Origin of the sequence: Methylosinus sporium (assembly GCF_003113265.1) — a bacterium.
GTDB classification, from domain to species: Bacteria; Pseudomonadota; Alphaproteobacteria; order Rhizobiales; family Beijerinckiaceae; genus Methylosinus; species Methylosinus sporium.
Window position 1 is genome coordinate 13,846 of the sequence record NZ_PUIV01000008.1, and the last position, 25,653, is coordinate 39,498.

Genomic DNA, 25,653 nt, shown 5'->3' on the forward strand with positions numbered 1-25,653 from the left:
CGCGAGACCGAAGGTCTCAGTAGTTGTAGGCGCGCTCGCCGTGTTCGGCGATGTCGAGGCCCTCGCGCTCCTGATCCGGAGCGACTCGCAGGCCGATCACCACATCGACGATCTTGTAGAGGATCGCCGAGCCGATGCCCGAGTAGAGGATCGTCGCGCCGACGGCCGTCGCCTGCGAGATCATCTGCTGCGCCATGTCGTATTTGCCGGCGAAATTCTCGCCGATGTTGGTGTAGTCGGTGATGCCGACGCCGCCGAAGTCCGGGCTCACCAAAATGCCGGTGGCCAGAGCGCCGGTGATCCCGCCGATGGCGTGCACGCCGAACACGTCGAGCGAGTCGTCATAGCCGAAGAGGTTCTTCACCTTGGAGACGAAGAACAGGCTGATCGGCGAGACGATGAAGCCGAGCGCGATGGAGCCGATCGGACCGGCGAAGCCGGAGGCCGGCGTCACCGCGACGAGGCCGGCGACGGCGCCAGAGATGAGGCCGAGCAGCGAGGGCTTGCCCTTCAGCGCCCATTCCGTCAGCAGCCAGGAGAGCGCCGCCGCGGCGGTCGCCACCATCGTGTTGACGAAGGCGAGCGCCGTCGTTCCATTGGCCTCGAGGTTGGAGCCGGCGTTGAAGCCGAACCAGCCCACCCACAGCAGCGAGGCGCCGACCATGGACAGCGTCAGCGAGTGAGGCGGCAGCGCCTCCTTGCCATAGCCGATGCGCTTGCCGAGGATCAGCGCGCCGACGAAGCCGGCGATGCCCGCGTTGATGTGGACGACGGTGCCGCCCGCGAAGTCCAGCGCGCCCGTGCCCTTCATCCAGGGAGCGAGGCCGCCGGCGATCCAGCCGACCGAGCCGAGCAGCGTGTCGATCTCGCCCTGAGCGGCGGTCTTGGCTTCATCGGTCGTCGCGGCGGCGAGCTTGGTGGCCGCATCGACGAGAGCGTTCGGATCCGCGACGCCCCACACCCAATGCGCGACCGGGAAGTAGATGATCGTCACCCACAGCAGCACGAACACGAAGGCCGCCGAGAATTTGATGCGCTCGGCGAAGGCGCCGATGATGAGCGCCGGCGTGATCATGGCGAAGGTCATCTGGAACACGAAATAGGCGTATTCCGGAATCACATGGCCGGGGGTGAAGGTCGGCGCGTTGGAGGAGGCGTCGACGCCCTTCAGGAACAGCTTGTTGAAGCCGCCGATGTAGGCGTTGAGCGAGCCGCCGTCGCCGAAGGCGAGCGAATAGCCGTAGAGCGTCCAGACGACGCCGACCAGCGCGACGATCGCGAAGGTCTGCGTGAGCACGGACAGCATGTTCTTCGAGCGCACCAGGCCGCCGTAGAACAGAGCGAGGCCCGGCACCGACATCATCAGCACCAGCGCCGCGGAAATGAGCACCCAGGCCGTGTCGCCGGGATTGGGGACGGGCGCATTGCCCGCGGCGAGGGCGGGATCGGCGAGGCCCACGGCGATCGCCGCGCCGACGAGAGTCGAAGCCGCAGACAGGCTCCGAGGCAGACGAAGTCTCATTTGGAACTCCTGGTGATTTTTCGTGAGTGGGTCAGAGCGCGTCGGCGTCGCGCTCGCCGGTGCGGATGCGGATCGTCTGCTCGAGGGGAAGGACGAAAATCTTGCCGTCGCCGATCTGGCCGGTATGGGCGGCCGCCGTGATCGCTTCTATGGCCTTGGCGACGAGCTCGGACGTCACGGCCACCTCGATTTTCAGCTTCGGCAGGAAGCTGACGGCGTATTCCGCGCCGCGGTAGATCTCGGTATGACCCTTCTGACGCCCGTATCCCTTGACTTCTGTCACGGTGAGACCGTGGACGCCGATGTTCGTCAGCGCGTCTCGGACCTCATCGAGCTTGAAGGGCTTGATGATCGCTGTCACGATTTTCATCTGCCTATCCTGTTGTTCTGGACCTACATGGCTGTGACGGCTCGCATCGCGAGACGGCGCCCAATGTGGCGAGGGCCATGACGAGCACCGTTGTGCTCATGCCGCCAGCCTTCAAATGCCGTGCCAGCTCTCGCCCGGTTTCGCCGAGCGCGCCAATTCAGAAAAGAACGTCAAATCGAATCAAATCCGTGGCGAAGCGCCGCAGGGCGTCGGAAGTGATCGGCCGCGCATGGGGGAGGGGCGTTTTGCCGGAGGCCTTCATATGCGGGGCCTCATTGCGCGAAAGCGGAGGCGCCCGGAAAAAGGCGGCAGGCGCCTATTAAATAATCAGCAGCCTGCTCGAGTTTCGATTGCAGTGTTTTCGAGCGAGCGAAGTGGGGCCGGCTTCGCTTGAAGAAACATGACCGAACGAGTCGAGGGGGTTGCGAAGAGCGAGCCTCAGGTCGCTTCTCGAGGCATACGTCCGAGGCTGACGACTAGTGGTCGCGGATCAGACCTTCCTGCGCGACCGAGGCCACCAGGCGCCCGTCCGCGCTGAAGATCATCCCGCGCGTCAGCGTGCGCGCGCCGGCGGCGGTCGGGCTGTCCTGCGTGTACAGCAGCCATTCGTCGACGCGGAACGGCCGATGGAGCCATAGGGCGTGGTCCAGGCTCGCGACCTGCAGCCGCTCGTCGAAAATCGTGCGTCCGTGCTTGACGAGCGCCGTATTGAGCAGCGTCATGTCCGAAAGATAGGCGAGCAGGGCCTGATGCTCCGCCAGATCGTCGCCGATGCGATCGACGATTCTGAACCAGATGAACTGCCGCGTATCCGCTACGGCGTCGTTCAAAAAAAAGCCGTGTGGATCGACGACGCGCAGATCCACCGAGGGCGAGCCGGCGATGCACTCCGAGGCGCCGAGCGGCAGAAATTCGGCGAATCGCTCGGCCAGAGCGCTTTTCGTCGGCAGGCCTTCGGGCGCAGGGACCTGCGGCGGCGCAAACGCGTGCTCGAGGCCGGGCTCGTCGATCTGGAACGAGGCCTCCATCGAAAAAATCGTCCTGCCGTTCTGCTTGGCCTCGCACCGCCGCGTCGTGAAGCTCTTGCCGTCGCGCAGGCGCTGGACGAAAAAATCGATCGGCGTCCTCGGGTCGCCGGGCAGGATGAAATAGGCGTGCAGCGAATGGGCGGGCCGGGCGGCGGGCACGGTGCGCTGCGCGGCCACGAGCGCCTGACCCACCACTTGTCCACCGTAGACGCGGGCAAATCTGGAGCGGCTGTAGCCGCGGAAGGCGTCCTCGCCGATCGGCTCTATGTCGAGAAGCGCGAGCAATTCGCGCGTTGGGTTTGACGCGTCCATGAGGGCTCAGTCGACCTGCCGCGCCTCCTCCGGCAGCATGATGGGGATGCCGTCGCGGATCGGATAGGCGAGCCGCGCGGAGCGGGAGATCAGCTCCTGGCGTTCGGAATCATATTCGAGCGTCGATTTGGTCAGCGGGCAGACCAAAATCTCCAAAAGACGCGGATCGACCTTGGTCGCTTCGGAGGCGGAGGCGTCCTCGCCCTCGCGCTTCTCGGATTTGTCGCTCATCATGGCGCCTTTCTGCTGGCGAGAGAGAAGCGGTATATGCCGCAGCGGCGGGAAAAGTCTCCAGGATTTTTCCGTGCGTCGATGAACGACAGATAAATCCCAAGCTCTTGTTTCGACGCGTTTCCATCGAACGGAAACGTTCAATGATCGAAATTCGCGCACTTTCAATGGAATTGCGGCGGATCGTCGCTGTTCTGGGCCAGATCGAGCTCGGCCAGCGCGACGAGAATCTCGGCGCGCGAGCGCAGATCGACTGCCTCGAGCAGCGCCTGCTTCTCGTCCGAGCCGAAGGGGCTCATCATGGCGAGCGCATTGACCAGCGCCTCATTGGGGGCGGCGTCTATGCTGGTCCAGTCCACGTCGAGCTGCGATCCGTCGGCGAATTCGCGCAGCATTCGGATCATCCCTGTGCGATCGACGTCGTCCTCGCCGGCGCCCGGCTCGAGGTCGATGAGGAAATCGTCATAGGCGACCCGGCAGGTCCGATAGGCCAGCGTCCTCGGCAGTTCCTCCTCTATGCGAAAGCGCGCTATGCCGGTGAGCGAGATCAGATAGCGGCCGTCGCCGGTCTCCGAGAAGCGCGTGATCCGTCCGGCGCAGCCGATGCGATGCAGCACGGGCGTCTGCTCGTGCTCGTCCTGGCCGGGCAGGGGCTGGATCATGCCGATGACGCGCTGCGAGGCGATGGCGTCGTCGACCATGGCCAGATAGCGCGGCTCGAATATGTTGAGCGGCAGCTCGCCGCGCGGCAGCAGCAGCGCGCGCGTCAACGGAAACACCGGAATGACGCCCGGCAGCGCGCTCGAATCTCTATAGGGGTGATTGACGCTCATGTCGGTCAGCGGCGCTCGCCGCTACTCCTCGAGAAACTCGCTCGCATCAGGAGAACAGCAGCGACGACAGGCGTCGCCTCGCGCCTATTGTCGCTTTGTCGAGCGGCCCCCAGGCGTCGAAGAATTGGATGAGCTGCTTCCGCGCCCCGTCGTCGCTCCAACTACGGTCCTTTCGGATGATGTCAAGCAGCGCGGTGGCGGCCTCGTCGCGCTCGCCCTTGGCGTTGAGCGCGAGGGCGAGATCGAAGCGCGCCTGCAGGTCGTCGGGGTCGAAAGCGACGCGCTTCTGCAGCTCGTCGATCTCGCCGAGATCGGAGGCGGCGAGCGCATTTTCGAGCGACGCCGCCGCCGCTGCGACCAGCGGATCGGCGCGGACCGCGGCGGCGAGGCCGTCGAGCAGCGCCTGCGCATCGGCGAGACGATCCTGCTCCACATAGAGTCTGGTGAGTTCCGCCGCCGCTTTGGCGAAAGGCGGGGTTCTCGCGACGAGCTCCAACAGGATCGCTTCGGCGGCCTCGATCTGGCCGTCGCCGATCAGCGCCTCGGCAGTGAGAAAATCGTCGGTTCCCTCGTCCTCGAGCGGGCCGGCGAGCCGCTCGATGAAGCCGCGCAGCTGCTTTTCCGGCAGCGCGCCGACAAAGCCGTCCGCCGGCCGTCCGCGCTGGAAGGCGACGACCGCGGGAATGGATTTGACGCCGAGCTGGCCGGCGATCTCGGGATGCTCGTCGATGTTCATCTTGACGAGCTTCACGCGCCCGCCGGCGGCCTTCACCGCCCGCTCCAGGACGGGCGCAAGCTGCTTGCAGGGCTCGCACCAGGGCGCCCAGAAATCGACCAGCACGGGCTGGCGCAGCGACGCTTCCAAAACATCGGCGCGGAAATTCGCCGTCGTCGTTTCGGTCGTTCGGGCGTCGTCTTGCGCCGTCAGTTCCGCCGCCATCGCACCGTCTCCCGCCGTAGAGCTAGGCGTCGCTCGCTCGGCCTCGTTCGCGTCCTCGACGCCTTTCGAAAGTCAGATAGACCGGTTTGCGTCCGGCCGCCATCGCTTTCGCCTCGTATTTTGTCTGTGTCCAGCCCCGCCAGGGCGTCAGCCAGTCCGCCGCGGCCGCCGCGGTCCATGCAAAATCCGTGGACTCTCGGACGCGCGCCAGCGTCCAGCCGGCATAATCGTCGATATCGGTGGCGAAACGCAATTCCCCGCCGGGTCGCAGCACATGGGCGAGCGCCGCCAATGTCTCATTCGAGACGAAGCGGCGCTTGCGATGCCGGCGCTTGGGCCAGGGGTCGGGATAAAAGAGAAAGGTTCGGCCGAGGCTCGCCTGCGGCAGCCAGCCGACGACCTCGGCCGCATCGCCCTGGTGAAGGCGAATATTGGCGAGGCCGAGCGCGTCGATCCGCGCGAGCAGCTTGGCCATTCCGTTGACGAAAGGCTCGCAGCCGATGAAGCCGACATCGGGCCGGGCGGCCGCGGAGGCGATCAGATGCTCGCCGCCGCCGAAGCCGATTTCCAGAAACACGTCCTCGACCTGCGTCGAAAACAGGGTCTTCGCGCAGGGACAGGGCTGCGAAAGATCGAGCGTCAGCTTCGGCAAAAGCTCTTGCAGCAGGCGCGCCTGACCGGCGCGGAGCGCCTTGCCCTTGCTGCGGCCGTAGAGGCGGCGCGCCACAGGGGCCGCGCCGCCGATTTCATCGTTCATGGCCTTGTCTTCGGCGTTTTCTTCGACTTCGTCTCTTCCGCCGTTCGTCGATCAGAAATGCGCCTTCAGCGCGTCGACGAGATCGGTGCGCTCCCAGGAGAAGCCGCCTTCCTCGTCCGGCGTGCGGCCGAAATGGCCATAGGCCGAGGTGCGGGCGTAGATCGGCTTGTTGAGCTGCAGATGCTCGCGAATGCCGCGTGGCGACAGGCGGACGACCTGCGGCAAAATGGCCTCGAGCTTGTCCTCGGGAACCTGGCCGGTGCCGTGCAGATCGACATAGATCGACAGCGGCTCGGCCACGCCGATGGCGTAGGAGAGCTGCAGCGTCGCGCGATCGGCGAGGCCGGCGGCGACGATATTCTTGGCCAGATAGCGGGCGGCGTAGGCGGCCGAGCGGTCTACCTTGGTCGGGTCCTTGCCGGAGAAGGCGCCGCCGCCATGGGGGGCCGCTCCGCCATAGGTGTCCACGATGATCTTGCGGCCGGTGAGGCCGGCGTCGCCATCCGGGCCGCCGATGTGGAACTTGCCGGTCGGATTGACGTGCCAAACCGTCTCCTTCGTCACCCAGCCCGCCGGCAGCGCCTCGAGGATATAGGGCTCGACGATGGCGCGAACGTCCTGCGGCGTCAGACTCTCGTCGGTATGCTGATGCGAGAGCACGATCTGCGTGGCCTCGACCGGCTTGCCGTTCTCATAGCGCAGCGTGACCTGGCTCTTGGCGTCGGGGCCGAGGCCCTTCTCCTTGCCGGAGTGGCGGGCGTGGGCGAGCTTCTCGAGAATCTTGTGCGCGTAATAGATCGGCGCCGGCAGCAGATCGGGCGTCTCGCGCACGGCGTAGCCGAACATGATGCCCTGATCGCCCGCGCCCTCGTCCTTGTTGCCGGCGGCGTCGACGCCTTGCGCGATATCGGCGGATTGCGCGTGCAGCAGGACCTCGACATCGGCGTTCTGCCAATGGAAGCCGGCCTGTTCATAGCCGATCGACTTGATCGCCTTGCGGGCGACGTCGACAATCTGCTCCTTGGGAATGGCCGGGCCGCGCACCTCGCCGGCGATCACCACGCGATTGGTGGTGGCGAGCGTCTCCGCGGCCACGCGAATTTGATAGGGGTCGAGGCCGAATTTGGCGCCCTCGCGAAAAAACAGATCGACGATCTCGTCCGAAATGCGGTCGCAGACCTTGTCGGGATGGCCTTCCGAAACCGACTCGCTGGTGAAAAGATAGTTCTGTCGCGTCACATCCAATCTCCGTCCAATCGCCGCTCCGCCGTTCGCCGGCGGACAGACCCGTCCATTCGCCCAAATCAGTACAGGCGGCGTTCGTTTCGTCAAGCCGTATGTGCCGAAATGTTCTTTATAGAGAACTCGGGCGGCGTCGCGCCGACATGCGGCTCATTTGGAGGCCGCGTCTCCGGCTTCCGGCTCCTTGGCGACGTTCTCCTGCTCGGCCAGTGTCGAGATGAGGTCGATGACGCGCTTGCGCACCTTGGGATCCTTGATGCGGGCGAAGGCGCGATTGAGATGCAGCCCCTCGGCGGTCGAGAGGAAATCGACGACATATTGTGAGGAGGACTCTTCCGCGAAGCCCTCGCCCGTGGCGGGCTGGGCGCTCGGCGCGCCCTCGAAGAAGAAGGAGGGCGGCACGTTCAGCGTCTTGGAAATCTGCTGCAATCGGCTGGCGCCGATACGATTCGTGCCTTTTTCGTATTTCTGCACTTGCTGGAAGGTCAGTCCCAGCGCCTCACCGAGCTTCTCCTGACTCATTTTCATAAGGATGCGTTGCATGCGCACGCGACTTCCGACATGCCGGTCGATCGGATCGGGCGCCTTTTTCACTGCGACTGGTTCCTTTTGCTCATGACGCTCCGGCCTTTTGTCGAAGGGGGTGATCTCGATAGGGCTACGCCGAGCCGATGGCTGGCGCGGGCGCATTCGCCGCGCTGTCGAGGAGCGCCCTATCAGGAGCCGGCTCGAAACGCGGTCAAACCCGAGCGGCCGCGCAAGCGTCCGCACAGGGCAAAAATTATTGTGAAGAACCAAAGCGTTGAAGTCCAGCGAAAAGGATGGGCGGCAAAGGGCGGGGATTGGATGGCTCGCGGCAGGCGCGCGTCGATGACGCCGTCGACGCCGAGCGGCAGGCGCTCGAGAACGCGCCCATAGGGGTCGACGAGCGCGGAAATCCCGGTATTGGCGACGCGCGCCAATGGCAGCCCTTCCTCTATGGCGCGCAGACGCGCCTGGGCGAAATGCTGATAGGGGCCGCTGGTCGCGCCGAACCAGCCGTCATTGGTGACATTGAGCAGCCATTGCGGCCGCTCGCCCATGGGCTCCGCCGTCTCGCCCGGAAAGATCGCCTCATAGCAGACGAGCGGCGCGGCGAGCGGCAGGCCCGGAGCGGCGAAGCGACGCGGGCCCGTTCCTTCGTCCCAGACGCCGGGGACGAGCTGGGTGACGCCGAGCGGCGCGAGCAGTTTGGAGAGCGGCAGATATTCGCCGAACGGCACGAGATGTGTCTTGTCATAGGCGGCGACGATGCGGCCGTCCCGAATGGCGAGAATCGAATTGAAGATTTTCGTGCGCCGCTCGCCGTCCGCGCGGCGCGCATCCGAAGCGGATTCCTCCACCCGCGCGGCGCCGGTGAGGAGAATAGCGCCGCGCATGGTCGCCGCGATGCGCGTGAGCGCGTCCGGGTCGCGCGAGAGAATGAAAGGAAAGGCCGATTCCGGCCAGATCAGATGGGTCGCGTCGGCGACGCCGGAGCGGCCGGGTGCGACGGCGCGGTCGGAGAGCTCGAGATAGCGGCCGAGAATGGCCGGGCCGTTCTCGGGCTTGAATTTGGCGTCCTGCGGGAGATTGGGCTGCATCAGCCGCAGTTTCACGCCCTCGACATATTCGGTCTCGCCGGCGCCGAGCCGCAGACCGCCATAGCCCGCCATGGCGGCGGCGATGGCGATGGCGAGGGCGAGCGCCGGCGTCGGTCGGCGACGGCCGTCGATCAGCGTCGCCGGCGCGGCGAAGAGAATGACGGCGAGAATATCGAGCCCATGCAGCCCGACGAGCGAGGCCGTCTGATCGAGATAGGGAACGGCGGCCAGCGCCATGCCGAAATCATTCCACGGGAAGCCCGTGAACAGCGAGCCGCGCAGAAATTCCGAGGCGCCGAGGCCGGCCGCCAGCGCGAATATGCGCGCCGAGCCGCCCGACCACAGCGCCCGCGCCAGGGCGAAGCCGAGCGCCGGGAACAGCGCCAGGACCGCCGGCGCGCCGATGACGGCGAGCGGCAGCGCCCAGGCGAATTGATCGGGCTCGACCAGCATGGCCGCGCCGAGCCACCAGAGCCCGGCCAGAAAATAGCCGAAGCCGAGCCACCAGCCGGCGCCCGCCGCGCGGCGCATGGAGGCGGCGAGATGGGCGAATCCGCCATCGCCGCGCGCCGCCGCCGAGCCGTCGATGAGCCAGACCGCGACGCACAGGGTCACGAACATGGCCGGCGCGAAATCGACCGGCGCCAGCGCCAGCGCCCCCACCGCCCCCGCCGCGAAGGCGATGGCGCGGCGCGTCCAGCCCTCGGAAAGGATGATGCGCTGAGGCAGGGTCGGTCCCGTCCGCGCGCCGTCGGAGAAGGTCTTGGTGAGGAATTGCTGCTCCATGGGCATCCGTTCGATTCGAAAGTGGCGCCGGACTTTAGCCCGTCCGACGGCTATGCCCTAGCGTCTCCAGCCGAAGTGGACACCGATTCGACGTTGGAAACCCGTCAAAACAAAGGCCTAGAGTCTTTCCGCGTTTCAATGAAACACGGAAAGACTCTCGTGGACCGCTTCATCGGAACCGAAGGGGCTTTGAGAGAACGGGGCTCGCGGTCCCAGCGCCGTCCCTGGACCGCGAGCCTTCAGGTTCGCTTCTCGCTCTACCGCTCCGGCGCGGACGGCGTCAGCACCAGCTCGAGATTTTCGATCGCCGTCACCCGCGCCCGCGCGCCGGGCGCGAGGCTGTCCGCGCGTGAGTCCGCGGCGAGGCGGGCGCTCCATTCGACGCCGGACCAATAGACGACGCCGCCCGATTTCGTCACCTCATGCGTCGTCGTCAGCTCGCGGCCGATGAGGTCGCTGCTCGTGTCCTCCTGCACTTCCGCATTTTGGAAGCGCTGCAGCGGCTTGCGCCCGACGAGCGCGGTGGCGAGGCTCAGCGTCGCGGCGAGCGCGGCCGTCTCCAGCAGAGAGGGCCGAAGGCCGGTGAGATAGAGCAGCGCGCTCGTCGCCAGCGCGCCGATGGCGAAGAACATCAGCGGCGACAGGCCGATCACCGCTATGTCGAGGGCGAGCAGCGCGAGACCGACGACGAGGCTCGCATTGGCGGGGTCGTACAACAACTCCATCGGCGGCTCACTCGCTCTTCTGCCAAGGCTGTGCGCGGCTCTGCGGCGCAGCGCCGGCGTTCACCGATTTCAGCACCGCCATGGCCCTGGCGATCCAGCCCGCCGGGTCGGCGCCCTCGCCCATCAGCACGAGAGAGGTGCCGGTCTTGGCGAGGCGGCCATATTGCTCTATGGCCGATTTTGCCACTTCGAGCTGCACGGCCTGATCGCCGCCCTGTTCGGTGATTTGCTTGCGCACGAGCTCGATGGCGCGCGCCTGACCCTCGGCGCGAAGAATGGCGGCCTGCTTCTCGCCCTCGGCGCGGTTGATCTCGGATTGCTTCACGCCCTCCGACTCGAGCACGGCGGCGCGCTTGTCGCGCTCGGCCTTCATCTGCCGCTCCATCGATTGGCGCAGCGACTCGGGCATCTTTATGTCCTTGATCTCGTAGCGCGTCACATGCGCGCCCCAGAGCTGCGCGGCGTCGGAGACGGCGCGCACGACGCGCTCGTTGATCTCGCTTCTATTCTCGAATGTCTTGTCCAGCTCCATGGAGCCGATCGCCGAGCGCATGCTGGTCTGCGCCAGATTGATGATGGCGCGGCTGATGTCCTGCGCGCCATAGGCGGCGTCCTTGGCGTTGACGATCTTATAATAGAGCACGCCGTCGATCGTCACCGTGGCGTTGTCCTTGGTGATGGCGTCCTGCTCGGGCACGTCGATCACCTGCTCGCGCAGATCGAAAGTGTAGGCGGCGCGCTCGACGATCGGCCAGACGAAATTTATGCCGGCGCCGAGCGTGCGATTGTAGCGGCCGAGCCGCTCGATGACGAGCACGGTCTGCTGGCGCACGAAGCGCACCATTGTCGCGAGCGTGAGCGCCACGACATAGGCGAGCCAGAACAGAGGGTTATGGAGGAGGTCGAGCGGCAGGCCGAGCCCGAGATTGCGATCGAAAACGAGCAGAGCGAGCGCGACGGCGCCGGCGATCAGGAGAGGCAGGCCCATGGGGATTTTCCTTTGTATCTTCCGTGAAATCGCGTGTGTGCGGCGGCTCGGGTTCTAACGGCTCCCGCGCAATTTGCCGTGCGTCGGCGCACAGCCGATCGCGTGAACGCGCGTCGACGACGACGAGGCGAGAGTATCACGGCGTGCGCCGCCGCGCCGCGAAGGGAGGCGACATCGCCCCTTCTCGACAAATCCCCGCTTTGGCGTCATGAGGGAGCCCCATGTTCCGCCCCTTCGTCGACGACTTCCTCGCCTGTCTGCGTTTCTACTCCCGCCTGCCGGTTCCGGCGCCGCGCGGGCATGAGATGCCGGATTTCCGCACGGCGGTGCGGGCGCTGCCGCTCGCCGGCGCGCTGATCGCCCTTGCGCCGGCCGGGACGCTGCTCGCCGCCCGTGCACTCGGCCTGCCGCCTTTCCTCGCCGTCACGCTGGCGCTGGCGGCGCTCATCGCCGCCACCGGCGCGCTGCATGAGGACGGGCTCGCCGACCTCGCCGACGGCTTCGGCGGCGGCGCGTCGCGGGAAGAAAAGCTCGAGATCATGCGCGACAGCCGCCTCGGCTCCTATGGCGCGCTGGCGCTGACGCTCTCGCTGGCGCTGCGGATCGGCGCGCTGACGGCGATCGCGCAGCGCGGCTCCTTCGAGGCGGCGGCGATCCTCGTCTTCGTCGCGGCGCTCTCCCGGACGGCGGGGCTGACGCCGATCATGGTCCTCGCGCCCGCGCGCGCCGACGGCGCCGGCCACGCCGCCATGCGGCCTTTCAAGGAGGCGTTGCAAACGGCGGCGCTGCTGGCGAGCGCTTTCTCCATTCTGCCGATCGCAATGGGCGTCTCGCCGGCGACGGCGCTGCTCGCGGGCGCGCTGTCCGTCGGCGCCGCCTATGCGACGGCCAAGCTCGCCGAGCGGCAGATCGGCGGCCTCACCGGCGACGTGCTGGGCGGCGCGCAACAGACGGCCGAGATCGCGGCGCTGCTCGTGTTTTCGAGCGGCGGCTGAGCGCTCAGGCGCTCGCCGCCTCCGCCATGCGCCGCACCTCGTCGACGGCCGACAGCAGCGTCTCGACGCCGGCGCCGGGGCGCGCCGCCTCGCTGGCGAGACGACGACGAAAGGCGCGCGCGCCGGGCTTGCCGGCGAAGAGGCCGAGCATGTGCCGCGTCATGTTGGAGAGCCGCTCGCCGCGCCGCAATTGCGCCTCGACGTAGGGGATGAACGCCTCCACCGCGGCGAATCCGTCCGCGAGCGGCGCCGCTTCGCCGAAGAGTTCCGGGTCGACGCGGAGCAGAAGCTCCGGCTCATGATAGGCGGCGCGGCCGATCATCACGCCATCGACATGGGCGAGATGCGCGCGCATGTCCTCGATCGTCGCTATGCCGCCGTTGATGGCGATGGGCAGATCGGCATAGGCGCGCTTCAGCTCATAGACGAGTCCATAGTCGAGCGGAGGAACGTCGCGATTCTCCTTGGGCGAGAGGCCGGAGAGCCAAGCCTTGCGCGCATGGACGATCAGCGCGTCGCAGCCCGCTGCGACGGCGCGCTCGGCGAGTGTGAACAGCGCCGTTCTCGGCTCCTGATCGTCGACGCCGATGCGGCATTTGACGGTGATGGGGAGATCGACCGCGTCCTTCATCGCCTTCACGCAATCGCCCACGAGATCGGGCCGCAGCATCAGACAGGCGCCGAAAGCGCCATTCTGCACGCGGTCGGATGGACATCCGACATTGAGATTGATTTCGGCATAGCCGAAGGCCGCGGCGATGCGCGCCGCCTTGGCCAGATCGGCCGGATCGGACCCGCCGAGCTGCAATGCGAGCGGCCGCTCCGCCGCGTCGAAGCCGAGCAGCCGATCCCTATCGCCGAAGATCACGGCGCCGGTGGTGAGCATCTCCGTATAGAGCCGGGCGCGGCGCGACATCAGCCGATGGAAGAACCGACAGTGACGGTCCGTCCACTCCATCATAGGCGCGGTAGAGAATCTAATATCTTGTTTTGTAAGCGATTTCATTCTGCTCTCGAGGCCCTGGGTCGGGTCGTGCGCACTTTCCGGTACGCCTCGATACGACACTTTTCGCTCCTTTTCGACTTCTCAGCGCACACAGAGCGCACACGAAATGGCGACCTTCACGAGGCTCGAGGCCGGCTCCTGGCGCGCTCGAGTTCGGCGCAAGGGGAAATACGTCAACGAGACGTTTCTCCGCCGGCGCGACGCTAAAGGAGTGGGCGCTCGACATAGAGCGCCGGATCGACCGTGGCGAGTCGCCGTCGTCGAAGCGGGCGCGCAAAGAGGCGCGAACTTCGGAGACCTCGTCCGGCTCCATAGAGAGGATCTCGCCTCGGGCGATTGAATATTTCAGAGCTGGATCGATAGCGGCTCATTCAATTCGGTCGAGACAGAGCGAAGGAAGGAGCCGGTCCCGTCACGCTCGGCATCGATCTCGGCGACGTCAAAACGAAAATGTCGCACGCAGCGGCGGTCCACGGCATCCAGCTTTCGACGGAGCCGACCGATCTCGCACGCATCGCGCTGAACCGTATGGGGTTGGTCGGGAAAGGAAACGAGCGTGATCGCCGGCCGACGCAGGACGAAATCGATCGCGTCGTCGCATGATCCGATTTGACGCCACAGCCGACAATTCTGTTGGAAAGGATCGTGCGCTTCGCGACCGCGATGCGCCGATCTTTATTGGCATGTTTCGCCTATCTCATACGTCTAAGGGAAAGAACCGATTTTGAACGCGATTGCGTCGGACGAAGTGAGGTCGCCATCGACCTCACCGTGAGAGGACTTTGCCTGATGTCGCAAGAATCGCTGCATTCCGAGAGAAATTTCATAGACGCGGGCGCGATCGCGGCGCAGAGCAAGATCAATGTCGTGCAGTCGTCGGAGCCGTTGAACGCGAGTGACGTCGGTTCTAGCCCCGAACCGGCGTGGCGTCCATTCTATCCGACTTTCGGGAATGCCTATCTCGATCGTCAGGAGGCGATCGAATCGAATGCGCGGACATATCCGCGCCGGCTTCCCTTGGCGCTCAAATCGGGTCGCGGCGTGAGGGTTCGAGACGTCGAGGGAAGGGAGTATATCGACTGTCTGGCGGGAGCCGGCGCTCTCGCGCTCGGTCATAATCACGCGGTCGTCGTCGACGCGATTCAGAGCGCATTGAGCGAAGAGATCCCGTTTCAGACGCTCGATCTGCCGACGCCTCTCAAGGATCGCTTCATCGGCGACCTCTTCGAGAGTCTGCCGCCGGAGTTCGCGAAGAACTTCAAGATACAATTTTGCGGACCGTCGGGGGCCGACGCCATCGAGGCGGCGTTGAAACTCGTCAAGACGGCGACGGGCCGCAGAGGCATCGTCGCGTTCCATGGCGCCTATCATGGCATGACCCATGGCGCTTTGAGCGTCAGCGGCGAAAGCGTTCCAAAGATCGCGCTCAGCGGATTGTCGGCGGAGGTTCAGTTTCTTCCATATCCTTTGGACTACCGCTGCCCTTTTGGATTGGGCGGGAGCGCCGGCGCAGATATGGGAGCGCGATATATCGAGACGATGCTCGACGATCCCAACAGCGGAGTCTTGCTTCCGGCCGGGATGATCGTCGAGGCGGTGCAGGGCGAGGGCGGCGTCAATCCGGCTCCGGACGAGTGGCTGCGTAAAATACGCAGCATGACCAAACGTCGCGGCATTCCGCTCATCATGGATGAGGTGCAGACGGGTCTCGGACGCACAGGGCGTTTTTATGCATTCGAACATGCGGCCATAACGCCCGACGTGCTGGTATTGTCCAAGGCTATCGGCGGCGGACTTCCCTTGTCCGCCATCGTGTATCATCGCGATCTCGACGATTGGAAGCCCGGCGCGCACGCCGGGACGTTTCGCGGCAACCAGCTCGCCTTTGCCGCCGGCGCGGCGACGATCCGCCATATTCGCGATCGCGCCTTGGATCGCCATGCCGCGGAAATGGGTCGAAATATGCTGGCGGCGCTCCGCTCCGTCGCGACGCAGGCGCGCTGCGTCGGGGACGTCCGAGGGCGTGGCCTCATGATCGGCGTGGAAATCGTCGACAGGGATGCTGTCGGCTCCCTTGGCCACGCGCCGCCGCCATTTCCAAACCTCGCGCGTCAAATTCAGCATGAATGTCTGCGCCGCGGATTGATCGTGGAATTGGGCGGAAGGCGCGGCGCGGTCGTGCGGTTTCTGCCGCCTCTGATCGCGTCCGAGGCCGACGTCGACGCGATCGTCGATCGCTTTCAGGAAGCCGTCCGAGCCGCGGAGACGGTATGCTAGGGAGGCCTTTCATCATGGCTTGGGAAGAAGACGAAAACGCCATCTACACCGTCGTCGTGAATCACGAAGAACAATATTCGATCTGGCCGGAGTACAAGGACATTCCGAAAGGCTGGCGAGCCGTCGGCAAGACAGGGCTCAAGGCCGTATGTCTCGCCTACGTCAATGAGGTCTGGACCGACATGCGTCCTCTCAGTCTACGTGAGCAGATGGCGAAAGCCGAAGCGCGAGAAGCCTGAGCGGGGCGCCGACGCGCTGCGGGTTTCGACGATCGCCGGTCGACCGCCGCCCTTGCGACTTCGCCGCGAGCAGAATTCGTTGTTTTCGAACGGCCCATGATCCGGCCGATCGCCTGATTGTAATCCGATCAAGGGTTGGACAGATGACGATGGCATTTCGCGTCGATCGGCTGGACCAGTTGTCTCCCGACGAGTTCGTCGAGAACTACGTTCGTTTGCGACGACCGGTGGTCGTCTCGGGCGGACTGAAGGGCTGCGCGGCGTTCTCGCTCTGGAATCTGGAGCATCTACGACGCCGCGCCGGCGACCGGAACGTGATCCTCAAGAAGTGGGGGCCTTCAGGAATATGTCTCGACCAGGCGCTGCTGGGCGACTATGTCGACGCTCTGGAGTTCTATGAATCGCGACGCGAAAGCGACTCGACGGCGCAAAGACCGGCCTATCTGCACGATGTGCCGCTCGAGAGCATATTGCCAGAAGCGGGCGCCGATCTCGAAGGGTTTCCCGCAGATTTCTTTCCGGCGTGGTACGGCGCAGAGTGGTCGACATTCGCGCAGCTCTTTCTCGGACCCTCGGGAAGTATGACGCCGTTGCATTTCGATTGCCTGTTGACTCATAATTTGTTCTTCCAAGTGCTGGGCAGAAAAAAATTCACGCTCCTTCCTCACGAGCAAATCGAATATTGCTATCCCTATAATTGGCGATGGTGCGCGGTCGACGTCGAAAGGCCAGATTGCATTCGGCATCCACTCTATCGACTGGCGAATCCGACGGAAGTCGTCGTCGAACCTGGCGACGTCCTATACATGCCGCCGGGCGTGCTCCATCATGTGCGCAGCCTCGATTGCGCTTTCTCGTTCAATGTGGACTGGCATACGAAGGCCAGCGCTCTGCGTGGAGCGCTGGCCTTCGCGCGCGGAATGCCGGCAAAGAATGTCTACTACAACATGATCATCGCATTTGGATTGTGGAGCGGCGTCTCCGCGAAGCGGCTGCTGCCGTACTATCGACCCTATCTGAATTACGTCTCTTGAATGACTCTGTTCTCGAGCGTCGTGTCGAAAAGGCCTGGAGATGCAACGATCATGATCTCGATATTCGAGCACGCTCATGCGGACGACCGGTCGCTGGAAAGCGTAACCAATCTGGTGGCGCTGCTGCGTATGCGGGCCGCCCGGCAGCCAGACGAGACGGCTTATGTTTTTCTGGATGACGGAGAGAAAGAAAGCGCTCGCCTGAGCTTTTCCGAACTCGATCGCCGCGCCAGGTCTATTGCCGCAAATCTTCAGGATCTCGACGCGCAAGGCCAGCGGGCGTTGCTTCTGTATCCGCCGGGACTGGACTATATCGAAGCGTTCTTCGGATGTCTCTATGCGGGCGTCGCCGCTGTTCCCGCCTATCCGCCGTCTGGTCGACATATCCAGCGGCTGCAGGCGATATTTTCCGATGCGGAGCCGGCGGCGGTCATGACGACCTCCGCGCTCCACGCGCGTTTCGGCGGCGACGCCGAACAAAAGCTGCGACCCGGAAAATGGCGATGGAGCCTGACCGACGGCGTCGAGTCGGACGGCGCGGACTGGCGGCCGATCGCAATCGATCCCGATCGTCTCGCATTCCTGCAATATACCTCCGGCTCGACGGGCGATCCGCGCGGCGTGATGGTCAGCCACGGCAATCTGATCGCCAATCAATCGTTGATCAAGGAGAGCTTTCGGCACAATGAGCGGTCGACGCTCGTCGGATGGCTGCCGCTCTATCACGACATGGGATTGATCGGAAATATTCTACAGCCGCTCTACGTCGGCGCGACGGCGATTTTGATGTCGCCGATGGCGTTTCTCGAAAAGCCGATACGATGGCTGCGGGCGATCTCGACCTATCGCGCACACACGAGCGGAGGGCCGAATTTCGCCTATGATTTCTGCGCACGCAAGATCACGACGGAGGAGAAGCGCGATCTCGATTTGAGCTGCTGGAGCATCGCCTTCAACGGAGCGGAGCCGGTGCGGGCCGCTACGCATGATCGCTTCGCCTCCGCCTTCGCCGATTGCGGATTCCGCCGCGATAGCTTCTTTCCGTGCTACGGTCTGGCGGAAGCGACTCTGGTGGTGACGGCTCCGACGCGGGGGAGGGCCGCCGCTCTGCGTCGTGTGGATCGGACAGAGCTCGAGGCGAACCGAATAGTGGACGCCGGCGCCGGGAACGCCGTCTCAGTGGTCGGCTGCGGGCGCGTTTGGCCGGGACACGAGGTTCTGATCGTCGATCCGCATACGACCAGTCCTTGCGATGATAGGACGGTCGGCGAGATTTGGGTGACGGGACCGAGCGTCGCGCAAGGCTATTGGAATCGCCCCTCGGCGAGCGAAAGCACATTTCGCGCGCAGCTCGCAGGCGAGGACACGAGACGTTTCATGCGCACGGGCGATCTCGGCTTTCTGGACCGAGGCGAGCTTTATATTACGGGACGGCTGAAAGATCTCATCATCGTCGGCGGCCGAAATTACTATCCGCAAGATTTCGAGAATGCAATCGACGACGACGTGGATGAAGTTCGTCCCGGTTGCAGCGCCGCTTTCTCGGTGACGATGGAGGAGCGAGAGGCGCTCGTCGTCGTCGTGGAGCCTCAGCGTTCGCTGCTGCCGTCGTTGCGTGAGAATGGAGCGCAGCAGGCGCTGTTCCAGAAAATTCGTGAACGGCTGGCGAGCGGATGTGACATCGCGCCTTCGGAAATCGTTCTGGTTCAGCCGGGATCTATCCCGAAGACGTCGAGCGGCAAGATCCGCCGCGCCGAATGCCGGCGGGGTTATCTCGAAGGAAGGCTTCCAATTCTCGCACGGACACGCGAGGAGAGAATCATTGCCGCTGATCGGCAGGAAAATGCCATCGCGCCGGCGCTGGCGGGAAGCGACGCGCTCTTGCGCGATGCTCTGGGTCTGCTCGCTTCTCCGCAGAGAATCGCGCTGCTCACGCGCTTTCTGCTCTCCACCGCCGCCAGGCTGTTGCGTATGCCAGAGAGCGGGTTGAGCGAGGATGCGCCGGTCGTCGCCAGCGGTCTCGACTCTTTGCGCGCAGTCGAGCTCAAGCACGCGCTCGACGCGTTGCTCGGCGTGGAGGTTCCTCTTTCTCCCCTATTGTCCGACATGACATTCCGACAAGTGGCGGAAGCGCTTTGCGAGTCGGCGTCTCCCCGGGCCGCCGAACCGATGCGGGCCGAGGACGCGAGCGACCGCGGTCTGTCCTATACGCAACGGGCGATGTGGGCTGTCCACCAATTGGAGCCGTCGAGCGTCGCTTATAATTTGCACCTCGCCTTGCGGATCGAGGGGCCGGTGGACAGCGCGGCGCTGAGCATGTCTCTGGCCGATGTGCTCGAACGGCGTCCGATTTTGCGCGGCGTCTACGGGCTGGAAGGCGACGACGTCGTCCAGTCGGCGACGCCGCTGCGGTCGATCGGCGACTGTTTTTCCATCGTCGACGCCGCCGGCTGGACGCGCGATCAGTTGCAGAACGACATGGGTCTGCGAGCCTGGAAGCCTTTCGATCTCGCAGCGGGACCGATATTGCGGGCGACATTGTATCGCCATGACGACCATGGCGCGACCTTGCTGCTCTGCGCGCACCACATCGCGCTGGACCTGTGGTCGTTGCTGATCGTTTTGGATGAGCTTCGACTCGGCTATGCGGCTCGCTGCGCCCATCGAAAGGCCGACCTTCCCGCTCTCTCGACGAGCTATCGGGACTTCGTCTCTTGGCAACGACGATATATGCGGAGCGAGGCGAGCGAGAGCGCATGGCGCTATTGGCGAGAACGGCTCGGAGACGAACTTCCGGTATTGGCTCTTCCCGCCGATCATCCGCGATCCTCCGAACCGCGCTGCCTCGGATCGACGTTCCGCACGCAACTCGACGCGAAAACGACGGCGGCTCTGAAGACGCTGGCGCATGCGAATGGCGTCACGCTGTTTGCCGTCTTGCTCGCGGCGTATAAGATTGTTCTCTATCGCTACACTCATCAGCAGGACCTGATCGTCGGCACGGCGAGCAGCGGACGCAGCCAAGGTCGTTTCAGAAACGTCGTCGGAAATTTCGTCAATCCTCTGGCTCTGCGAACGCGGCTCGCGCCACAAAAGCCGTTTTCGGAATATCTGCGCGACGTTCACAGATGCGTGATCGAGGCCTTGGAGCATCAAGACTTTCCGTTCTCGGAACTGGTCGAGCGTCTGCAGCCCGAGCGCGTCGCCGGCCAATGGCCGATTTTCCAGACCTGGTTCGCGCTGCAACAGGCGCAATCGGACGCGGAGAGCGGTTATGCGCAACTGGCGCTCGGCGAGGACAGCGAGCCGTTGCCTTGGGGAGAATTGACGATCTCCGGCTTGCCGCTCGAGGCTCGGATCGAGCGCTTCGACCTCAAGCTGATGGCGGCCGAGACTCGCGACGGCCTGGCTCTGTCGTTCCAATATCGGCGTGACCTGTTCGAGGACGCGACGATCGCGCGTCTGGCCGGGTGCTTCGAGTCGGCGCTCGACGCGGTCGTGGTGGATCCGGGGACGAGAATTGCGGCGCTGCCATTGCTCACCCCGACGGAAATGCAGCGCCTGCTCGCGCGGGTGTCGCCGGAGCCGATCATGTGGTCGGAAGCCTCGACCATCCCTCGTGTCGTCGTGGGATGGGCCGACAAAGCGCCCGACGCCGTTGCGGTCGTCGCCGAGGAGAGGCGACTGACTTATGCCGAGTTGAACGCGGAAGCGAATCGACTGGCGCATTTTCTTCGCGGCGAGGGCGTGGATCGCAATGCGCCGGTCGGCCTTTGCGTCACGCGTTCCGCCGAGACGATCGTCGCGATCCTCGCAATTCTCGCAGCCGGCGGCGCCTATCTGCCGCTCGATCCGGAATTGCCGCCCGCACGGATCGCCCAAATGCTTCAGGACGCGGGAGCGCGCACGCTGCTCTGCCGAAAGGAGTGGTTCGAACGCTCGACAATCGATTTCGACAGGCCGATCTTTCTCGACGGCGACGCGGCGGAGATCGCGGCGCAGCCGAGCACCGCCCCGCCCGTCGTCACGAACCGCCACGACCTCGCTTATATCATCTTCACATCCGGGTCTTCCGGCCAGCCCAAGGGCGTGGCGGTCTCCCACGGGAGCCTCGTCCATTACACACACGCCATTCTCGAACGGCTCGGAAACCAGAGCGGACTTCATTTCGCGCTCGTCTCGACGCTCGCCGCCGATCTCGGCCATACGGCGCTCTTTCCATCCCTTACGAGCGGCGGCTGTCTGCATGTGCTGAGCTATGACGCGGCGACCGATCCTCACGCGTTCGGGACCTATCTGACGGCGAACCCGATCGACGTGCTCAAGATCGTGCCGTCGCACTATAGCGCGCTCCTGCCGCTGGCGGGCGGCAGGGACCCATTGCCTCGCAAAGCGCTGATCTTCGGCGGGGAGGCATTGCCGATGCGATTGGCGAAGCGGCTCTTGTCGACAGGACCGTCATTCCGATTGTTCAATCATTACGGTCCGACCGAAACGACGGTCGGCGCGCTGATGCTTCACTTGACCGAAGAGGTGCTTGATGGCGCGTCTGCCGAGTGTGCGCCGATCGGCCGCCCCATCGGAAATGCCACCGCCTATATTCTGGGCCCCAATTCGACGCCGACGCCGCTGGGCGTGAGCGGCGAGATCTGTGTGAGTGGGGCCGGGCTGGCGCGCGGCTATATCGGACGGCCGGATTTGACGGCGGAGCGCTTCGTTCCCGATCCCTTCGGCGCCGCCGGCGAACGGCTGTACCGTAGCGGCGATCTCGGCCGCGTCGACGACCACGGCGTCGTGACGTTCCTCGGTCGCATCGATCAGCAGATCAAAATCCGCGGCTACCGTGTCGAGCTCGGCGAAATCGAAGCGCGGTTACGCGAGCTTGTCGGCGTCGAACAGGCCGTGGTCGCGTCGTTCGAGGAGGCGTCGGGACAGAACCGCCTCGTTGCTTATGTCGTCGGTCCGAAAGGGCCGGACGCTTCGAGCGTGTCGATGCGCGCGCATCTCCATCGATCGCTGCCGGATTATATGATCCCTTCGGCTTTCGTTTTCCTCGAGGCGCTTCCAGTCACGTCGAACGGCAAAATCGATCGCGCCCGTCTGCCCCCGCCGGACATGGGAGCGACTTCCTCGTGTGTGTATCGCGCGCCGCGCAACGAGGTCGAAGCGCTGCTCGCCGGCATTTACGCTGATCTCCTCGCGGTCGATCGGGTCGGGATCGACGACAATTTCTTCTCGCTGGGCGGCGATTCGATATTGAGCATTCAGGCCGCGAGTCGTGCCTATGCCGCCGGTCTCTCCGTCACGCCGCGTGAAATCTTCCGCTATCAGAGCATAGTGGAACTGGCGTCGGCGCTGACGTCCTATGACGCAAACTCGGACGGCGAGCCGCCTTTCGATACCGCCGACGCCGACAAAATCTTTCCGCTGTCGAGCCTCGGCGGGGGCGAACTCGACCGACTCGGCGTAGCCCGATCGCAGATAGAGGATGTCTATCCGCTGACGCCGCTGCAGGAGGGCCTTCTGTTTCACACGCTGTCGCTGCCCAATTCCGGCGTCTATGTGATGCAACATCGGTATTGGATCGAGGGAGAGATCGACGTCGACGTGTTTCGGCGCGCGTGGCAGGCCGTCGCCGATGCCCACCCGATTTTCAGGACGTCATTCGCTTGGGAAAATTTGTCGAGCTCCCAACAGCTCGTCCATCGGCGGATCGAATTGCCATTCGATTTTTTCGACTGGCGGGAGCTGAATGAAGCCGAGCAGGAAAGCCGCCTGAACGCGCTGCTGGCGGAAGAAAGGTCGCGGGGATTCGATCTCGGCCGCGCTCCGCTCGTCAGAATTCGACTCTTCCGTTTGGAGACACGTCGCTATCTATTGGTCCGCAGTCACCATCACATCCTGTTCGACGCTTGGTGCACCTCGCTCATCTTGAAAGAGCTTCAATCGAATTACGAGGCATTGGTCGCGCGACGCGCCTTGCCGGAGCGGGCTCATCGAGGCTTTCGAGACTATATCGCCTGGCTACGGCGCCGGGACGCCGGCGCCGCGGAACCGTTCTGGCGAGACTATCTGCGAGGCTTCGACGAGCCGACGCCGTTTTTCGCGAGCCGTTCGAGCGGCGATGGAGGCCTCGATGGCGCGGAGATCGAGGACGTCGTCCTGCATCTTTCGGCGGACGATACGGCGAAGCTGAAACAGCTCTCCCAGCGCTTTCGAGTGACGCCCAACACCTTCGCGCAAGCCGCTCTGGCTCTGCTGCTGGCGCAATACGCCAGTCGTGCGGAGGTCGTGTTCGGAGTCACCGTTTCGGGACGTCCCGCGGATCTTCCGCAGGTCGAATCCATCCTCGGCTTGTTCATCAACGGCTTGCCGCTGCGCGTCGCCGTCGACATGAAGCAATCCCTGTCGTCATTTCTGAAAGAGGTGCTCGAGCGCAATTATGCGATCCGGGACTATGAATATGTTTCGCTCACGCAAGTTCAGGAATGGAGCGAGATCCCGCGTGGGACGGAGCTGTTCCAATATCTCCTGACCTTCGAAAATGCGCCCGTCGATCCGGACCTGCTGGAATCGAGAGGAAGCTGGCGGTTCACGGATTGCTGGCACCGCACGCATACGAACTATCCGATCACCTTCGTGGTCATTCCCGGACCGCGTCTCCATTTGCAGATCACCTATGCGCGCGATCGTGTCGATGCGGCCGGCGCGCGACGACTTCTCTCCCATTATCGCGGGCTCCTCGAACAAATGATCCGGCGTCCAGAGGCCCGATTGGGCGACTTCGCCGTGGTGAGCGACGAGGAGCGTCGCCTGCTTCTCGAGGACTGGAACGAAACAGCTCACGCCTACGCCGAGCCGCGCGACATTATCGGACGATTCGAAGGGCAGGTTCGAAGACGGCCCGACGCGGTCGCGGTGCGCTGTGACGGCGCGACGCTCACCTATCGTGAACTCGACCGACGCGCCGATCGCATCGCCTCCGCTCTGATCGACGAAGGCGTGAAGCCGGACGACATCGTCGCTCTGCTAGACGAGCGCGGTCTCGATTTTCTCGTGATGATGCTGGGCGTCTTCAAGGCTGGCGCCGGCTATCTTCCGCTCGATCCCGCCTATCCGGACGGTCGCATCGCCCAGGTTTTCGAAGAGGCGCAGGTCGGCTGGGCGCTCGCCGGATCGGCTCACCATGAACGCGCCCGCGCCGTGCTCGCTATTCTCGAAACGGTGGCGCCTCGCCTTCTGAACCTCGCCGCATTGGAGGCGCGCGGGGGCGAATGCGCCGTTCCGGCTCGCCGCCATGGCCCGAGCAATCTCGCCTTCGTGATCTACACCTCCGGCTCGACCGGCAAGCCGAAGGGAGCCGTGGTGGAACACGGCGGGATGTTCAACAATCTCATCACCAAGGAGAGAGCGCTCGGCCTCACGGCCGACGACGTCATCGCACAGACGGCGTCTCAATGCTTCGACATATCCGTGTGGCAATTCCTGACAGCTCTGGCGCTGGGGGCGCGCGTCGAAGTTTTTCGGGACGACATTTCTCGTGATCCGCAGCGCTTGCTGAAAGAGATCGAAGCCAATGGCGTCACCATTCTCGAAGCGGTTCCGTCGATGATAAGGGCGCTGCTCGACGCGTCCGAAACCGGCGAGGAGCTTGCGAGCCTGCGATGGCTCCTGCCCTGCGGTGAAGCCCTCGCTCCCGAGCTCTGCCGGCGCTTCATGGAACGCTATCCGCATGTGCGTCTGCTCAACGCCTATGGCCCTGCTGAATGCTCGGACGATGTTTCTTACTATCCGATCGAAGCGCCGCCGCAAGGCAATGATCTGAGCGTTCCGATCGGCCGGCCGGTGGACAACACGCAGCTCTATATTCTCAACCGTTGGCTCGAACCGACGCCCATCGGCGTGGCCGGCGAAATATGCGTCGCGGGCGTCCAGGTCGGACGCGGCTATCTGAATCGTACCGATCTCACCGCCGCGGCGTTTCTGCCCGATCCGTTCGGTCCGGCGGGCGGACGACTCTATCGCACCGGCGATCTCGGCCGTTATCGCTCCGACGGGGTCATCGAATTTCTTGGACGAGTCGATCACCAGGTGAAAATACGAGGCAATCGCATCGAGCCGGGAGAGATCGAAGCCTGCCTCCTGAACCACCCCACGGTCGAGGACGTCTGCGTCGTAGCGCGGGAAGTTTCGAAAGGCGTCTACCGTCTCGTGGCCTATGTCGTCGGGAGCGCGTCGGACGAGCGCGCGTTGCGCGAGTATATTCTCCAGACCCTGCCCGAGTTCATGGCGCCCGCGGCGTTCCTGTTCCTCGAGGCCTTGCCGTTGACGCCGAACGGCAAGGTCGACCGCAAACGGCTGCCCGACCTCGACGCCGCTCGCCTGCTTGCGCAACGATATGCGCCGCCGCGCAATGCGACCGAGGAGCTGTTGTGTGAGATATGGTCGGACGTGCTCCGGGTGGAGCGCGTCGGCGTCGAAGACAATTTCTTCGAGCTCGGCGGCCACTCGCTTCTCGCCATCCAGGTGCGATCGAGAATAAGAGCGGCGTTCGACGTCGAGATTCCGCTTCGCAATTTATTCGAAGCCACGACGATCGCCGCGCTCGCGGAACAGATCGAGGAGACTCTGATCGCGACCCTCGAAGCCGTCAGCGACGAGGAGGCCGCGAGCCTCCGTGAGCAGATGGCGGAATAGTCTCGCAAAACGCCTGTCGCTTCGCCGAGTCGAAGCAATCGCCCACGAC

19 protein-coding genes are annotated in these 25,653 nt (G+C 64.3%); 6 read left to right on the forward strand and 13 right to left on the reverse strand.

Annotated features, from left to right (window positions below; translation table 11 throughout):
* Positions 1–16: 16 nt before the first annotated feature.
* The 12 genes from C5689_RS07755 to C5689_RS07810 all read right to left on the reverse strand — a co-directional run bounded on the left by C5689_RS07755 (position 17) and on the right by C5689_RS07810 (position 11,356).
* Positions 17–1,522 carry an ammonium transporter gene (locus C5689_RS07755; protein ID WP_108916706.1) on the reverse strand — a complete coding sequence of 502 codons (1,506 nt, stop codon included), beginning with the start codon at positions 1,520–1,522 and terminating at the stop codon, positions 17–19.
* 31 nt (positions 1,523–1,553) lie between these two features.
* Positions 1,554–1,892, reverse strand: a complete 339-nt coding sequence (locus C5689_RS07760) for a P-II family nitrogen regulator (protein ID WP_108916707.1) — start codon at positions 1,890–1,892, stop codon at positions 1,554–1,556.
* Between the two features lie 476 nt (positions 1,893–2,368).
* On the reverse strand, positions 2,369–3,232 hold the full coding sequence (locus C5689_RS07765) for an acyl-CoA thioesterase (protein WP_108916708.1): 864 nt from the start codon (positions 3,230–3,232) through the stop codon (positions 2,369–2,371).
* Positions 3,233–3,238: 6 nt separating this feature from the next.
* Positions 3,239–3,463: a Trm112 family protein gene (locus tag C5689_RS07770; RefSeq protein ID WP_108916766.1), complete on the reverse strand. Its 225-nt coding sequence runs from the start codon at positions 3,461–3,463 to the stop codon at positions 3,239–3,241.
* A gap of 164 nt (positions 3,464–3,627) precedes the next feature.
* Positions 3,628–4,296 carry an LON peptidase substrate-binding domain-containing protein gene (locus C5689_RS07775; RefSeq protein ID WP_108916709.1) on the reverse strand — a complete coding sequence of 223 codons (669 nt, stop codon included), beginning with the start codon at positions 4,294–4,296 and terminating at the stop codon, positions 3,628–3,630.
* Between the two features lie 46 nt (positions 4,297–4,342).
* Positions 4,343–5,236 (reverse strand): thioredoxin, encoded by an 894-nt coding sequence (gene trxA, locus C5689_RS07780; protein ID WP_108916710.1) that lies wholly within the window; start codon positions 5,234–5,236, stop codon positions 4,343–4,345.
* Between the two features lie 22 nt (positions 5,237–5,258).
* Positions 5,259–5,993, reverse strand: a complete 735-nt coding sequence (gene trmB / locus C5689_RS07785; RefSeq protein ID WP_108916711.1) for a tRNA (guanosine(46)-N7)-methyltransferase TrmB — start codon at positions 5,991–5,993, stop codon at positions 5,259–5,261.
* A gap of 51 nt (positions 5,994–6,044) precedes the next feature.
* Entirely contained in the window at positions 6,045–7,232 is a 1,188-nt protein-coding gene (gene metK, locus C5689_RS07790; protein WP_108916767.1) for a methionine adenosyltransferase, read from the reverse strand.
* A gap of 153 nt (positions 7,233–7,385) precedes the next feature.
* Positions 7,386–7,829, reverse strand: coding sequence for a helix-turn-helix domain-containing protein (locus C5689_RS07795; RefSeq protein WP_108916712.1), 444 nt, complete (start codon positions 7,827–7,829; stop codon positions 7,386–7,388).
* Between the two features lie 122 nt (positions 7,830–7,951).
* Positions 7,952–9,643 (reverse strand): apolipoprotein N-acyltransferase, encoded by a 1,692-nt coding sequence (gene lnt, locus C5689_RS07800; protein WP_108916713.1) that lies wholly within the window; start codon positions 9,641–9,643, stop codon positions 7,952–7,954.
* Positions 9,644–9,900: 257 nt separating this feature from the next.
* Complete coding sequence (locus C5689_RS07805; protein WP_108916714.1) at positions 9,901–10,368, reverse strand: NfeD family protein; 468 nt, start codon at positions 10,366–10,368, stop codon at positions 9,901–9,903.
* Between the two features lie 7 nt (positions 10,369–10,375).
* On the reverse strand, positions 10,376–11,356 hold the full coding sequence (locus tag C5689_RS07810; protein WP_108916715.1) for an SPFH domain-containing protein: 981 nt from the start codon (positions 11,354–11,356) through the stop codon (positions 10,376–10,378).
* A gap of 221 nt (positions 11,357–11,577) precedes the next feature.
* Between C5689_RS07810 and cobS the strand changes: the two genes are divergently transcribed.
* Positions 11,578–12,351, forward strand: coding sequence for an adenosylcobinamide-GDP ribazoletransferase (gene cobS / locus C5689_RS07815; RefSeq protein ID WP_108916716.1), 774 nt, complete (start codon positions 11,578–11,580; stop codon positions 12,349–12,351).
* Between the two features lie 4 nt (positions 12,352–12,355).
* On the opposite strand, the gene dusA is transcribed toward cobS, so the two are convergent.
* Positions 12,356–13,357 carry a tRNA dihydrouridine(20/20a) synthase DusA gene (dusA, locus tag C5689_RS07820; RefSeq protein ID WP_108916717.1) on the reverse strand — a complete coding sequence of 334 codons (1,002 nt, stop codon included), beginning with the start codon at positions 13,355–13,357 and terminating at the stop codon, positions 12,356–12,358.
* A 450-nt stretch (positions 13,358–13,807) separates the two neighbouring features.
* Between dusA and C5689_RS18835 the strand changes: the two genes are divergently transcribed.
* The 5 genes from C5689_RS18835 (at position 13,808) to C5689_RS07845 (ending at position 25,604) form a co-directional block, all read left to right on the forward strand.
* A complete protein-coding gene (locus tag C5689_RS18835; RefSeq protein WP_244594627.1) occupies positions 13,808–13,960 on the forward strand; it encodes a hypothetical protein in 153 nt (50 codons plus the stop codon).
* Positions 13,961–14,146: 186 nt separating this feature from the next.
* Positions 14,147–15,634 carry a diaminobutyrate--2-oxoglutarate transaminase gene (locus C5689_RS07830; protein WP_108916718.1) on the forward strand — a complete coding sequence of 496 codons (1,488 nt, stop codon included), beginning with the start codon at positions 14,147–14,149 and terminating at the stop codon, positions 15,632–15,634.
* Positions 15,635–15,648: 14 nt separating this feature from the next.
* Positions 15,649–15,873 carry an MbtH family protein gene (locus C5689_RS07835; protein ID WP_108916719.1) on the forward strand — a complete coding sequence of 75 codons (225 nt, stop codon included), beginning with the start codon at positions 15,649–15,651 and terminating at the stop codon, positions 15,871–15,873.
* Between the two features lie 143 nt (positions 15,874–16,016).
* On the forward strand, positions 16,017–16,907 hold the full coding sequence (locus C5689_RS07840) for a cupin-like domain-containing protein (RefSeq protein ID WP_108916720.1): 891 nt from the start codon (positions 16,017–16,019) through the stop codon (positions 16,905–16,907).
* Between the two features lie 51 nt (positions 16,908–16,958).
* On the forward strand, positions 16,959–25,604 hold the full coding sequence (locus C5689_RS07845; protein WP_158271784.1) for a non-ribosomal peptide synthetase: 8,646 nt from the start codon (positions 16,959–16,961) through the stop codon (positions 25,602–25,604).
* The last annotated feature ends 49 nt before the right edge of the window (positions 25,605–25,653 follow it).

What these genes read in the sequence shown, in the direction of transcription:
- C5689_RS07755 (WP_108916706.1), bottom strand. Translation starts at nt 1,522, where the DNA reads ATGAGACTTCGTCTGCCTCGGAGCCTGTCTGCGGCTTCGACTCTCGTC.
- C5689_RS07760 (WP_108916707.1), bottom strand. Translation starts at nt 1,892, where the DNA reads ATGAAAATCGTGACAGCGATCATCAAGCCCTTCAAGCTCGATGAGGTC.
- C5689_RS07765 (WP_108916708.1), bottom strand. Translation starts at nt 3,232, where the DNA reads ATGGACGCGTCAAACCCAACGCGCGAATTGCTCGCGCTTCTCGACATA.
- C5689_RS07770 (WP_108916766.1), bottom strand. Translation starts at nt 3,463, where the DNA reads ATGAGCGACAAATCCGAGAAGCGCGAGGGCGAGGACGCCTCCGCCTCC.
- C5689_RS07775 (WP_108916709.1), bottom strand. Translation starts at nt 4,296, where the DNA reads ATGAGCGTCAATCACCCCTATAGAGATTCGAGCGCGCTGCCGGGCGTC.
- trxA (WP_108916710.1), bottom strand. Translation starts at nt 5,236, where the DNA reads ATGGCGGCGGAACTGACGGCGCAAGACGACGCCCGAACGACCGAAACG.
- trmB (WP_108916711.1), bottom strand. Translation starts at nt 5,993, where the DNA reads ATGAACGATGAAATCGGCGGCGCGGCCCCTGTGGCGCGCCGCCTCTAC.
- lnt (WP_108916713.1), bottom strand. Translation starts at nt 9,643, where the DNA reads ATGGAGCAGCAATTCCTCACCAAGACCTTCTCCGACGGCGCGCGGACG.
- C5689_RS07805 (WP_108916714.1), bottom strand. Translation starts at nt 10,368, where the DNA reads ATGGAGTTGTTGTACGACCCCGCCAATGCGAGCCTCGTCGTCGGTCTC.
- C5689_RS07810 (WP_108916715.1), bottom strand. Translation starts at nt 11,356, where the DNA reads ATGGGCCTGCCTCTCCTGATCGCCGGCGCCGTCGCGCTCGCTCTGCTC.
- cobS (WP_108916716.1), top strand. Translation starts at nt 11,578, where the DNA reads ATGTTCCGCCCCTTCGTCGACGACTTCCTCGCCTGTCTGCGTTTCTAC.
- dusA (WP_108916717.1), bottom strand. Translation starts at nt 13,357, where the DNA reads ATGAAATCGCTTACAAAACAAGATATTAGATTCTCTACCGCGCCTATG.
- C5689_RS18835 (WP_244594627.1), top strand. Translation starts at nt 13,808, where the DNA reads ATGTCGCACGCAGCGGCGGTCCACGGCATCCAGCTTTCGACGGAGCCG.
- C5689_RS07830 (WP_108916718.1), top strand. Translation starts at nt 14,147, where the DNA reads ATGTCGCAAGAATCGCTGCATTCCGAGAGAAATTTCATAGACGCGGGC.
- C5689_RS07835 (WP_108916719.1), top strand. Translation starts at nt 15,649, where the DNA reads ATGGCTTGGGAAGAAGACGAAAACGCCATCTACACCGTCGTCGTGAAT.
- C5689_RS07840 (WP_108916720.1), top strand. Translation starts at nt 16,017, where the DNA reads ATGACGATGGCATTTCGCGTCGATCGGCTGGACCAGTTGTCTCCCGAC.
- C5689_RS07845 (WP_158271784.1), top strand. Translation starts at nt 16,959, where the DNA reads ATGATCTCGATATTCGAGCACGCTCATGCGGACGACCGGTCGCTGGAA.